This is a genomic window from Clostridium caldaquaticum, from assembly GCF_023806125.1.
Taxonomy (GTDB): domain Bacteria; phylum Bacillota; class Clostridia; order Clostridiales; family Clostridiaceae; genus Clostridium_AT; species Clostridium_AT caldaquaticum.
Window position 1 is genome coordinate 40,320 of the sequence record NZ_JAMSKT010000019.1, and the last position, 13,448, is coordinate 53,767.

A 13,448-nucleotide genomic window follows, 5' to 3' on the forward strand; every position below is an offset into this window, starting at 1 on the left:
TCTCAGGTGGTCTACCCTCCCATGTCTCGCAGGATCATCGTCCCAAAATTCCTTCGTTCAACCTATCCGTGAGGTGGATGTCAGTTATGCTCCTTTGCAGGGTCTATGCCCGTATGGTGATTTATACTACCGACTACTCCAAGCTTCATTTATCAAAGAACTACAATCTAAAAATCTGTTGATAATTTATATTTAAATAATAATTATACATATTTATTAAGCAGCTTTGCCTGTAACTTCTGGATGTTTTATATCATTTATCAATTTCTGTGGATTATAAGCAACACCTTTTTATTTTTTAAAATCAGATCAAAAATCTGATTAAGATTTAAATCCTTAAAACAATCTGGTTCATCTATACACCTTTTTTGATCATACTGCTCTTTAGTCTTAAAAAGAATACTGTAAAACATATAAACGACCTCCCTTTATCATAGATAGAAAGTTATGGTTAGTCTTTACTCTTACAACTCTATACAAACTTATCCGATCTCATTATTATGCCTACAATTTTTCTAATATTAATTATATAAATCATTTAATTCCTGTTTTATAGTAGGATAAATATAACTAATAGCAGTTGTAATTAAATACAAAAAACTCCTGCAAATGTTTTAAAACATTTGCAGGAGTCATTAGCTTATAAGCATTTTTAGACGAACTCCATCGCCTATTAATTTTCAATTCTAAAATAATTTTAACACCATATTTTTTTTAAGTCAACAAAAATTCCATATATTACATTAATCATTTAAAGTGCCTTCATAAAATATTTTGTTCTATGATGTACTGTCAAATGTATGTCTATATTTTTTATATACATTACTGTAAATGGTTAACCACATTTATATTATAATTTCTTTGATAAATTATTTAGTTTGTGCGCAGAAGAATTTAATTCCTGTAGTGCAACAGCAATTTGTTCAATAACAGTTGCTTTTGCTTGGAATATTTCATTTGATTCATTAATTTTTGAATGAATACTATTAATTAAAGTTACAATATTCTTAAGAACATCATCAATTTTTTTTATAGATTCACTAGTTGTTCCAGAAAGCTTTCTAATTTCTTTTGCAACTACATTAAAACCTTTTCCTGCTTCACCAGCTCTTGAAGCTTCTATAGCTGCATTTAAACCAAGCATATTTGTTTGAGCAGAAATACCCTGAATAAATTTCAAAATATCATCGGTATTTTTTGAACTTTTTTCAGCCTCTTGAACTTGAGTAGAAATTTCAATATTCATATTTAATACTTTTTGAATAGCAGTTGATAAATCATTGATTTCAGAAGATATTTTTTCTAGAGTATAATATAAAGTATTAGCAATTGTTTTTAGTTCAGAACTCGTTTCTAAGCTTTTACCTAATACAATACACCCAACCACTTTATTGGAATCATCCTTTACTGGAACAGCATAGGATCTAAATGGTACACCATAAACTTCTTTTGGTACATCAGCAACAATAATTTCTCCAGATTGTATTGCTTTATGTACAGCACCACCAGATGGAATTTTATCACCTTCTTTTGATTTTAAAACTAAAGTTTTTCCTTGTTGAACTTTTAAAAATATATCAGTATTAGATATACCAAAGGCGACATCTTCATCAAACATATTTTTTAAATATGGCAAAACCATATTAAACGAATTTAAAACTTCATTATCAAAAATATTATTATTCAATTAAAACACCTCCAATATATAAGCTACTTCTTTTATACCTTACTCTTTTAAGTTTTTTCATCCTAATGTCTTAACTAAATGACATTACCGAAAAAGGGAAAATTTTCATTGACAATAACAGGGAGCACTTAAAAAAAGTAGACCGCAATTGCAGTCTACTTTTAAGTGTCAGCTTAATTAGCAGCTAGTCTCTTATAGGCTTCGTATCTTTCTTTTGCATCCTTCTCTGTCTTTTCAAACAATGCTTCAGCCTGCTCTGGGAATACCTTTAATAAGGAAGCATATCTAACTTCACCAAGCAGGAACTCTCTAAAGGAAGCAGTTGGTTCCTTGGAATCAAGAACAAATGGATTCTTTCCTTGTTCCTTAAGTTCTGGATTGAATCTATACATATGCCAGTATCCAGCTTCAACAGCCTTCTTCGCTTCTTCCTGGCTCTTACCCATTCCTGATTTAAGTCCTTGGTTTATACATGGAGCATAAGCTATAATTAAGGATGGTCCATCATATTTTTCAGCTTCAGTTATAGCTTTTATAGTCTGATTCTTATCAGCACCCATAGCTATTTGTGCTACATAAACATATCCATAGCTCATAGCCATCATACCAAGGTCTTTCTTCTTAGTTCTCTTTCCTGCAGCAGCAAACTTAGCAATAGCAGCAGTTGGAGTTGCCTTTGAAGATTGTCCACCAGTATTTGAGTAAACTTCTGTATCGAATACAAGAACATTTACATCTTCTCCAGATGCAAGTACGTGGTCTAATCCCCCGTATCCTATATCGTATGCCCATCCGTCTCCGCCGAATATCCATTGAGATTTCTTTATTAAGAATTCCCTGTTTTCATATAAATCAGCTAAAGCTTCAAAATTACCTTTTTCAACTTCAAGAAGTGGAAGCATCTTAAGTGTTGCTTTCTTTGAACCTTCTCCATTCTTGAAATTATCAAGCCAATTTTGAATTGCTGCCTTTAACTCATCACTTATTTCTAAAGCTAAAGCTTCTTTAGCACGTGCAGCTAATCTCTCTCTTATTTGCCTTACGCCTTGGAACATACCAAATCCAAACTCAGCATTATCTTCAAATAAAGAGTTAGCCCAAGCTGGACCATGTCCACAGTGATTTGTAGTATATGGTGTAGATGGAGCACTTCCTCCCCAGATTGATGAACATCCTGTAGCATTAGCTATCATCATTCTATCACCAAACAATTGTGTTACAAGTCTTGCGTATGGAGTTTCTCCGCAGCCTGCACAAGCACCAGAGAACTCAAGAAGCGGCTGCTCAAATTGGCTGCCCTTAACTGTTTCTTTGTTCATTGGATTTTCCTTATATGATAATGTTAAAGAGTAATCCCAATTGTTTTGCTCATTTAACTGAGTTTCTACCGGTTTCATTGTAAGTGCCTTTCCTGGTGCTGGACAAATATCAGCACAGTTTCCACAGCCTGTACAATCTAATACAGAAACTGAAATTCTGTAGCTTAAGCCTTCAAACGCCTTTCCGCCTTGAGCTTTCTTAGTATTAAAACCTTCTGGAGCACTCTTAGCTTCTTCTTCATTAACTAAGAATGGTCTTATTGCAGCATGAGGACATACATAAGAACACTGATTACATTGAATACACTTATCTATATTCCATTCTGGAACACTTATAGCAATTCCTCTCTTTTCGTAAGCAGCTGTTCCCATTGGGAAGGTTCCATCCTCAACTCCTAAGAAAGTACTTACAGGAAGAGCATCTCCTTCTTGTCTATTCATTGGCTCAAGTACATTCTTTATAAAGTCTGGTACAGCCTTAGTAGCTGCAGCTTCTTCATAGGCATTCTTCCATGCTTCAGGCACCTTAACTTCTACTAAGGATTCAAGTCCTTTGTCGATAGCAGCAAAGTTCATGTTAACAATTTTTTCTCCCTTTAAGCCATAAGAAGCAACAACTGCATCTTTTAGATACTTAACAGCATCTTCTATTGGAATAATATTAGCCAGCTTAAAGAAAGCAGCTTGCATTATCATGTTAATTCTTCCGCCAAGACCAATTTCTTGTGCTATTTTAACAGCATTTACTGTATAGAACTTAATATTGTTTTCAGCAATAAATCTCTTCATGTTTGCTGGCAGATGTTTTTCAAGACCTTCTTCATCCCATAGAGTATTTAACAGGAATACTCCATTTTTCTTAAGTCCATCTAAAACATTATATTTATTTACATAAGATTGGTTATGACAAGCTATAAAGTCAGCCTTATTAATTAGATATGGTGACTTAATTGGCTTCTTTCCAAATCTTAAGTGAGAAATTGTAATACCGCCAGACTTCTTTGAGTCATAAGCAAAGTATGCTTGTGCGTAAAGATCTGTATGATCTCCTATTATCTTGACAGCACTTTTATTAGCTCCAACAGTTCCATCTGAACCTAATCCCCAGAACTTACATGCCTTAGTTGATGCGTCTGCAACATCTATTTCTTCTGCTGCTGGAAGTGACAGGAAGGTTACATCATCATTTATACCAACAGTGAAACCATTTTTAGGCTTGTCTGCCTTTAAGTTTTCAAAAACAGAAACTATTTGTCCTGGTGTTGTATCTTTTGAACCTAGACCGTATCTTCCACCTACAACAACTGGTCTAAATTCACTGTCATAGAAGGCATTTTTAACATCAAGATATAATGGTTCTCCAGCTGAACCTGGCTCTTTTGTTCTGTCAAGTACAGCTATCTTCTTAACAGTCTTTGGTATGTATTTAACAAAATGTTCAATTGAGAATGGTCTGAATAGGTGAACCTTTAAAAGACCTACCTTTTCTCCTCTAGCATTTAAGTAATCTACTGTTTCTTCTATAGCATCACAAGCTGATCCCATTGCTACTATCATTCTTTCAGCATCTTCTGCTCCATAGTAGTTAAATAAATGGTAATCCCTTCCGGTAAGTTTATTTATTTCAGCCATATAATTTTCAACTATTTCAGGAATTGCATTATAAAATCTGTTAGCAGCTTCTCTTCCTTGGAAATATATATCTGGATTTTGAGCTGTTCCTCTTGTTACAGGACGTTCTGGATTTAATCCTCTTTTTCTGAAGGCTTTAACTGCATCTTCATCTACAAGAGCCTTTAATTCGTCATATTCTAAAACTTCAATCTTTTGAACCTCGTGTGAAGTTCTGAAACCATCAAAGAAGCTTAAGAATGGAACTCTTCCTTTAATTGCTGAAAGATGGGCAACTGCAGATAAGTCCATAACTTCTTGTACGCTGCTTGATGCAAGAAGTGCAAAACCAGTCTGTCTTGCAGCCATAACGTCTTGATGATCTCCAAAGATTGAAAGAGCATGAGCAGCTATAGCTCTAGCACTAACATGAAATACTGATGGAAGCAGCTCACCAGCTATCTTATACATATTTGGAAGCATCAATAAAAGACCTTGAGAAGCAGTAAACGTTGTAGTCAAAGCTCCAGCTTGTAGGGAACCGTGTACAGCTCCAGCTGCTCCAGCTTCTGACTGCATTTCAATTACCTTAACTTCTTGTCCAAAAATATTTTTTCTTCCTTTAGAACTCCACTCATCAACATGCTCTGCCATAGGTGAAGATGGAGTTATAGGGTATATAGCTGCTACATCCGTAAAGGCATAGGCTACGTGTGCTGCAGCGGTATTACCGTCCATAGTTTTCATCTTTCTCATGGATATACCTTCTTTCTATAAAAAATTTAAAATTGATACAGAAACATAAACCATTTAAAACAAAATACCAAATACCTAGTCTTTTGCAACATTAAATAAAATAGTACAGGCCCAATTTCTATTATATACTATTATTTTAATAATTCAACCAAATTGTCACTATATTTTTGCTTTTTAAAACAATTTTTTATACGTATACATAAATAAACTCTCTCTTATAAAGCTAAGAGAGAGTTTGTGAAATTTTTGTTAATTATTTTGCAATAAACATCTGAGTCCAATAAATACTTCCATCTTTAGCCACACCAACACCAATTTCTGTATACTCTGCCTTTAATATATTTGCTCTATGACCTGGAGAATTCATCCAAGCAGTCATAACTTCTTGGGGGGTTCTTTGTCCCATAGCTATATTTTCACCAGCAGTTCTGTAAACTATTCCAAAGTGCTGCATCATTTGAAATGGTGAACCATAAGTTGGGGACTGATGGGAAAAGTAATTTTTATTCTTCATATCCTGAGATTTATATCTGGCAACTCTAGAAAGTTCCCAATTTGCTGCTAAAGGCTTAAGCCCATACTTGCTTCTTTCTACATTAACCAATCTTATAACCTCGTTTTCAAGCTTTTTAATATCATCGATGTTTGGTATGCTGAGCTTTTGTCCAGGATATATAAGACTTGGATTTTTAATCTGAGGATTAGCACTTATAATTTCAGATACTCCTATTTGGTATCTTACTGCTATTTTCCACATGCTGTCTCCTGATTTAACTGTGTAACTTATATTTTGTGCATTTACTACAGTTTTTGCACAAAAGACTAATAAAAAACTGAACATAATTGTACAAATTTTTTTCATCACTTATCACCTCAACTATATTCTTAATAAATTTCATATTATTTATTTTAATTTTTAATGGCTATATAGATAAATATTGCTATAAATGTTATTTTTAAATTAAAAAAGACTTTACAATTAACTAAAATTGTAAAGCCTTCCTTAAAATATTTTATTCTTCCAATACTTTTTTTATTTTTTGCAATAAAATTTCCTTATCCATTTCATCGATATCTTTTAATGAATCTAAAAGCTTAATAATTTTTTCTTTTACATCAACAGTTGCCTTACCATCATATTTGTTAATTATATATCTTTCTCCATACTTCATTATTCTTGCATTAAAACCTTTAGATTCTAGTAAATTTTTAAAGCTGTCCTGTACTTCACTATCACCATGAACTAAAAGAATTTCTTTAGGCTTTTTCTTAAAACCTTCCACCCACTCTAATAAGCCATTTCTGTCAGCATGACCCGATAGACCCTGTAAAACATGAATTTCAGCATTCACCGCAATTTCTTCACCAAAAATTTTAACTTTCTTAGCTCCACTAATTATAGCTCTTCCAAGAGTACCTTCTGCTTGGTATCCTACAAATACAATTGAACATTCCTTTCTCCAAAGATTATGCTTTAAATGATGTTTTATTCTTCCTGCCTCGCACATCCCGCTTGCAGATATTATTAAAGCACCGCTTTGTATTTTATTTATCCTTGCTGAATCTTCTGGTGAACTAGTAAAAATTAATCCTTCAAAATCTAAGGGATTATCACCTTTATCAATAAGCTTTTTTGCTTCTTCATCAAATATATTACTATATTTTTGAAATATTTTTGTTGATTCAGAAGCTAAAGGACTGTCCACATAAACAGTTAGGTTTTTTAGTGTGTCATTTTCAACATACTTATTAATAACATAAAGCACCTCTTGAGTTCTCCCTACTGCAAAAGAAGGTATTATAACATTTCCACCCCTTTTGAAAGTAGTTTTTATAATATTTACAAGCTGTCCAAATTCATCGTTTATATTATCATGAAGCCTATCTCCATAAGTGGTTTCCATAATTACATAATCTGCGTAGTCTATTTTAGAAGGATCTTTAATAAGAGGTAAATTTTTATTACCCAAATCACCGCTGTATACAAGCTTAACTTCACCTTTATCCTTATCCTTTATCTTTATTTCAACAGATGAAGAGCCTAAAAGATGTCCTGCATCTTTAAATCTGATTTTAAAACCTTCAAAAAGTTCAATCCATTTATCATACTCACAGCTTCTAAATAGATAAATTGAGAGTTCCGCTATTTTAGCAGTATATAAAGGTTCTATTGGTTCCAAACCCTGTCTTATTCTCTTTCTGTTTTTCCACTCTGTTTCCATCTCCATTATATGACCGCTGTCTGGAAGCATAACACTACAAAGATCTCTTGTGGCTTCTGTACATATAACTTCCCCTTTAAAGCCTCTCTTATAAAGAAGAGGAATTCTACCGCTGTGGTCTATATGAGCATGAGTCAATATAACAAAGTCTATTTCTTTTGGATTAAAATCAAAATCTTCGTTTCCCCTCTCCTTTTCATCTTTTCCTTGATAAAGTCCGCAGTCAACTAAAACATTCTTCTCGTTAACTTTTATTAAGTGGCAAGAACCAGTAACACAACCAGCAGCTCCGTAAAATTGTAGTTTCATTTCGCTTCCTCCCAGCAATTTATTACTTTATATTTGTATTATATTAAAATAACTTAAAACAAAACCCTAGACTGTAAAGTTTAGGGCTTATTTTATTATTTTCGGCTATATTGAAGTATAAGCTTCACTATTGGTTCTACTCCATTACTATATTTACTGTTTAACATATTTTTTACGTAATTTTCTTTATTGTTATATAGTTCTTCTAAACTTTTTAAAAAGCTTTTATTATCTAAAGCTTCTTCCTTTAAAACCATACTGAATCCACTCTTTTCAAAAGATTCCGCATTTAAAATCTGATCTCCTCTGCTAGACTTTGCTGAAAGCGGTATTAATAAATTAGGTTTTTTAAGTGCAAGTAGCTCAAAAATTGAGTTTGCACCAGCTCTTGATACTACAATATCTGCTGAAGCCATTAAATGAGGAAGTTCTTCACTTACATATTCAAATTGCTTATATCCATTTTTCACATTATAATTATCTTCTACATTATTTTTTCCACATATATGAATTATGTTATAACTTTTGAGCAATACATCTATGTTACTTCTAACAATCTCATTTATAACCTTAGCACCTAAGCTTCCACCTATAATAAGCAGTACTGGCTTATTATCATTAAATCCACATATTTTTAATCCTTTAATTTTACTTCCTTCTAATAATTCCTTTCTTATAGGTGTTCCTGTCAGCACTGCTTTGTTCTTATTTAATTTTTTTAAGGCTTCGGGAAAGGTAGCACAAATTTTAGTACAATAAGGAATAGAAAGCTTATTTGCAAGTCCTGGAGTTATATCAGACTCATGTGCAATTACAGGAATTTTATTTAAATAAGCTGCTAATACTACAGGTACAGCTACAAAACCTCCCTTTGAAAACACTATGTTTGGTTTTTCTTTTTTTATTATATCATAGGCCTGTTTAATTCCTTTTAAAACCCTGAAAGGATCTGTAAAATTTTTTATATCGAAATATCTTCTAAGTTTACCACTGACTATTATATGATATTTAATATTATGCTGTTCTATAATTCTTCTTTCTATACCATCAGCAGTACCAATATATTCTATATCATACCCTTCTTCTTTAAGCCTTGGAATAAGCGCAAGATTTGGAGTAACATGTCCTGCTGAACCTCCACCTGTCATTATTATCTTTTTAGTATTCAATATACCATCTCCTAGACATTTAGTTGTTGCTTACTAATTATATAATATACTAAGTATTTATTTTTTGAATATAATAAAATAAAATTTTAAAAAACAATTAATTTTTTAACTCCAATACCTATATTACACTAAAATAATTATTTTTTAAATGGACAATATATTATTACAAACATAAAAAGGAGGAATGCAAAATGTCAAGAAACAACAGAATATTAGTTCCACAAGCTAAAGCTAGTTTAGATAAATTTAAAATGGAAGCTGCTAGAGAAGTAGGTGTTAATCTTAAAGAAGGCTACAACGGAGATTTAACAGCTAGAGAAAATGGTTCAGTAGGCGGTCAAATGGTTAAGAAAATGGTTGAAGCTTACGAAAGAAATTTATAATAAATTTTTTTACAAAATAAGCACATGGATTTGTAATCCTTGTGCTTTTTAATTTATATCCGAAAATTCAATATTAATCTTATCATTTATAGTTGTATCTATAGCAGCTATAGTTAAATTTTTACCTTTTTGTAAACACTCTTTATTAAACTTTACTAAAAATTCGCTGCCTTCTCCCTCTTTGCTTATAACCTTAATACTTCCATTCATGTAATCGACAAATTTTTTCACTAAAGAAAGTCCAATGCCAGTCCCCTCAGCTCTTCTTGAAAGAGATGTATTAATCTGCGAAAATCTATCAAAAATGCAGTCTAATTTATCTTCCGGTATTCCTATTCCTTCATCTTTTACACTTAAAGTCACATAATCATCCTCTACAAATAAAGTTACCAAAACCTGCTTTCCTTCAGGCGTAAATTTTATTGAATTTGATAAAAGATTTAAAAGTATTTTTTCATATTTATCCTTATCTAAAAGCACTATACATTCTTCTTCATTTGTATCAAATATTAATTGAATACCTTTGCTTTTTGCATATAAATTTACAGAACTAATAATAAATTCAGTTGTATATACAATATCAAAATTAGAGGAGTTTAAAGTTAAAAAACCTGCTTCAGCTTTAGAAATATCCAATATATTATTTATAAGCTTTAAAAGTCTGCTGCAGTTTTGGTCTATTCTTCTCAAAGTTTTATCTATATTATCAGTTATTTCATCTTTATATATATCATAGGCTAATTGAAGAGAAGAATAAATTATAGTCAGCGGAGTTCTAAGCTCGTGAGATATAACGGAAAAGAATTCATCTTTTAGTTTTGTAATCTCTTCAAGTTCTCTGTTTCTATTTACCTCATCTGTTATATCCAATCCATACACATGAATTCTATTTACCAGGTTATCATTATCTTTATAAGGAATAAATTTAACTTTGTAGAACCTTTTAATTCCATTTTCATCTAATACACTGTAGGGTGAAAGACTAAAGGGCTTTCCTTTCTCTCCAACGTTGCAAATTATATTATTCAGCTTATCATATGAATAACTATTATCAACCTTATTAATATCTATAGTATGGTATTCATTTATCAATGCTTTTTCATCATCTGTAGTATTTATTATATTTTTATATTTTTTATTAATAAGTTTGCAGGTTAATTCAGGATAATTAAAAACGGCAATTGGTACATCCAAATCATTAACTACATCTTTTATAAAAGCTGCCTGCTCCTCTGCATTAATTTGATGAAGTTTAGCTTCTGTTACATCTTTTAAAGTTATTATAGTATATATTACTTCCTGTTGTCTGTTAAATATAGGATTACTATTTATCTCTACATACTTTGTATTTAAGCTTTCTTTATCAACAAGCTTTACTATAAGATTATTTATAGGTAGATTTTTTTTACAGGCTTTTTCATATATATAATGCATACTTAGTCTATCTTCCTGCAGATTGAACACATTATATTTATTAAAAATAGCTGCTGGGCTTACTAACTGACCAAAATCAAGTTGAATAATATTATATACAGCTCTATTACATATACTTATTGTACCATTGCTATCTACTACCAAAATCCCTTCTGATATATTATTTATTACATCTCTAAGATGCATAAGGTGTTTTTTTTCCCTATCCCTTAATATTTCTATAATATCACATTTTGTTTTAAGTTCTGTAGAAATATTTAAAAACTTTTCTTTTTCCCTGTCTAATCTTTGCATACTATCTTCAATTTTTTTTCTATTTTCCAGAACACTTTTAGTCTTTTCCTGTATATATATCTCCACCTGTTCTTCTTTTCCGCAAATAATTATTGAATAAAATTTGTTTTCACCTATTTCAACTTCTGTTATTTCTTCTTCCTGTTTTTTGTTAAAGCAGTTTATAATTACAGAACTGAGTTCTCTTAAAAACTGAAGAATATAAAAGCTTTTATAAAGTATTTCTTTTTTTAAATTAAGCATTTTTTCTGCCCTATTATTAAAATATTCTATACTTAAAGGTTTACCTTTAAGTATTATTACTCCAAAAGGAATACTTTCATAAAATTTCAGCATATAAACATTTCCTCCATTATTTTCATTAAATAACTTATATTATATTCTGCATAAAATTGTAAAATCCTTCAAAAACAAATTAAAATTTCTAAAAAAAAGAGAAGCTTTTTTAGCCTCTCCTTATTTTTTAAGATACTCTATAATTTGTAATAATCAATTGAACAGTTCTGGTTCCTCTATATTCATTTATATTTATTGAATATACGAAGTCCATTTCAATATTATTTTGTATTCCTTCATACATTTTCTGCATCTCATTTTCTCCATATTTACTCACTATAGTTTCATTAAAATTTTCAATATCTCCAAAATATACTGCTTCTATAAGCTTACCATCCTTAGATAATAATTTTAATTTTAATACATTTTTATTTACACCTAAAACCATAGCCTTATAAACTTTTATTTTCTTTTCCGCAAATAAAGGTTTTGTATTACCTTTCCCAAAAGGCTCTAAAGATTCTAGTTCTTCTGCCAGCTGCATAGTAATTCTTGAAAGAGGTAACTGCATATCAATTATTACTTTAGGAATTATATCTTCATCAGTTAAAGGACAGCATTTATTAAGTTTATCTCTTAATAAACTGATTTTATCCTCTTCTAAAGATAATCCTGCTGCCATAGGATGTCCACCAAATTTAGTAAGCAAATCTTTACACTTTAACAGTTCTTCAAACATATTATATTCTTCTATTGACCTTCCAGAACCCTTTACGCCTTCTTTTCCTTTTGTTAAAACAATAGCAGGAACATTATATTTTTCCCTTATTCGTCCTGCAATTATTCCAGCAACACTCTCATGCACCTCTGGCATAAATACAACTAATACTTTGTCGTTTTTCATTTTAGAATTTTCTATTAAATGTATTGCATCTTCAACCCCATTATTAGTAATATCTTGTCTTTCTTTATTTAATTCATGAAGCTTTTTAGCTAATTCCTTTGCTTCATCTAAATTGTTTGTTAATAAAAGCTTTAATGCCCAAATAGCCTGTTCCAAACGACCAGATGCATTTATACTAGGTCCAATAATAAATCCAAGAGAATATACTGTTATTTCCTTATTGTAAATTCCTGTTTCTTCAAATAATGCTTTAAGTCCAAGATTGTTTGTATTATTAATTAATCTTAATCCATTTTTAACTATAATTCTATTTTCATCTATTAAATCTACAACATCACATACAGTTGCTATTGCAACAAATTGCAATAATTTATATAACTCCGAATTATCTAATTTCATAATATCAAACAGTATTTGAGCAAATTTAAATACAACTCCTGCACCACATAGGTATTTAAACGGGTATTGACAGTCTAATTGCTTAGGATTTATTACTGCATCGGCATCTGGAACTACATATTCCCTAATTCCATCATCTTTTTCAATAAACTGAATATCGTGGTGATCAGTTATAATAACTATAATTCCAAGTTCTTTTGCCAGCTTTACCTGTTCTATAGCAGCAATACCATTATCACAGGTTATGATTACATCCACTGAATTTTTCTTTGCCTCTTTTATAATACTTTCATTTATACCATAGCCCTCTTTAACTCTATCTGGAATACGATAATCTACATTTGCTCCGCAGCGAGACAATATAGTATACAGCATATATGTACTAATTACCCCATCAACGTCGTAATCACCAACGACAAGTATCTTTAATTGTTTCTCTATAGCATTTTTAATAATTAAAACACCTTTCTCAATATCCTTCATAAGTCTTGGATTATTTAAATGCTCTACGCTGGCATTAATGAACTTATAAGCTCTGTCCTTATCTGTAATACCTCTATTAACAAGTATTTTTGCAATAATTTCACTGCAGCTTAACTCTTGAGCCATTCTTTTTATATCATGCTTTACATTTTTTAACATCCATCTTTCCATTTTAATCACATCCAAATATATCAATTAACAG

9 protein-coding genes and 1 riboswitch are annotated in these 13,448 nt (G+C 31.0%); of the genes, 1 reads left to right on the plus strand and 8 read right to left on the minus strand.

Features of this window, described 5'->3' with window-relative positions:
• Positions 1 to 260 precede the first annotated feature (260 nt).
• The 6 genes from M2651_RS11910 to murG all read right to left on the minus strand — a co-directional run bounded on the left by M2651_RS11910 (position 261) and on the right by murG (position 9,052).
• Positions 261 to 413 (minus strand): hypothetical protein, encoded by a 153-nt coding sequence (locus M2651_RS11910; RefSeq protein WP_252132573.1) that lies wholly within the window; start codon positions 411 to 413, stop codon positions 261 to 263.
• A gap of 206 nt (positions 414 to 619) precedes the next feature.
• Positions 620 to 680: riboswitch (Fluoride riboswitch) on the minus strand.
• 170 nt (positions 681 to 850) lie between these two features.
• Positions 851 to 1,687 carry a methyl-accepting chemotaxis protein gene (locus M2651_RS11915; protein ID WP_252132574.1) on the minus strand — a complete coding sequence of 279 codons (837 nt, stop codon included), beginning with the start codon at positions 1,685 to 1,687 and terminating at the stop codon, positions 851 to 853.
• Positions 1,688 to 1,860: 173 nt separating this feature from the next.
• On the minus strand, positions 1,861 to 5,373 hold the full coding sequence (gene nifJ, locus M2651_RS11920; RefSeq protein WP_252132575.1) for a pyruvate:ferredoxin (flavodoxin) oxidoreductase: 3,513 nt from the start codon (positions 5,371 to 5,373) through the stop codon (positions 1,861 to 1,863).
• Positions 5,374 to 5,626: 253 nt separating this feature from the next.
• Positions 5,627 to 6,235 (minus strand): SafA/ExsA family spore coat assembly protein, encoded by a 609-nt coding sequence (safA, locus tag M2651_RS11925; protein ID WP_252132576.1) that lies wholly within the window; start codon positions 6,233 to 6,235, stop codon positions 5,627 to 5,629.
• Between the two features lie 151 nt (positions 6,236 to 6,386).
• Complete coding sequence (locus tag M2651_RS11930) at positions 6,387 to 7,904, minus strand: MBL fold metallo-hydrolase RNA specificity domain-containing protein (RefSeq protein WP_252132577.1); 1,518 nt, start codon at positions 7,902 to 7,904, stop codon at positions 6,387 to 6,389.
• 95 nt (positions 7,905 to 7,999) lie between these two features.
• Positions 8,000 to 9,052, minus strand: coding sequence for an undecaprenyldiphospho-muramoylpentapeptide beta-N-acetylglucosaminyltransferase (gene murG / locus M2651_RS11935; RefSeq protein WP_252132594.1), 1,053 nt, complete (start codon positions 9,050 to 9,052; stop codon positions 8,000 to 8,002).
• Positions 9,053 to 9,264: 212 nt separating this feature from the next.
• On the opposite strand from murG, the gene M2651_RS11940 reads away from it, so the two are divergent.
• Positions 9,265 to 9,456, plus strand: coding sequence for an alpha/beta-type small acid-soluble spore protein (locus M2651_RS11940; protein ID WP_252132578.1), 192 nt, complete (start codon positions 9,265 to 9,267; stop codon positions 9,454 to 9,456).
• A gap of 48 nt (positions 9,457 to 9,504) precedes the next feature.
• On the opposite strand, the gene M2651_RS11945 is transcribed toward M2651_RS11940, so the two are convergent.
• Together M2651_RS11945 and recJ are read right to left on the minus strand one after the other, a co-directional pair.
• Positions 9,505 to 11,520 carry a PAS domain-containing sensor histidine kinase gene (locus M2651_RS11945; RefSeq protein WP_252132579.1) on the minus strand — a complete coding sequence of 672 codons (2,016 nt, stop codon included), beginning with the start codon at positions 11,518 to 11,520 and terminating at the stop codon, positions 9,505 to 9,507.
• Positions 11,521 to 11,647: 127 nt separating this feature from the next.
• Entirely contained in the window at positions 11,648 to 13,417 is a 1,770-nt protein-coding gene (gene recJ, locus M2651_RS11950) for a single-stranded-DNA-specific exonuclease RecJ (protein WP_252132580.1), read from the minus strand.
• Positions 13,418 to 13,448: the final 31 nt, after the last annotated feature.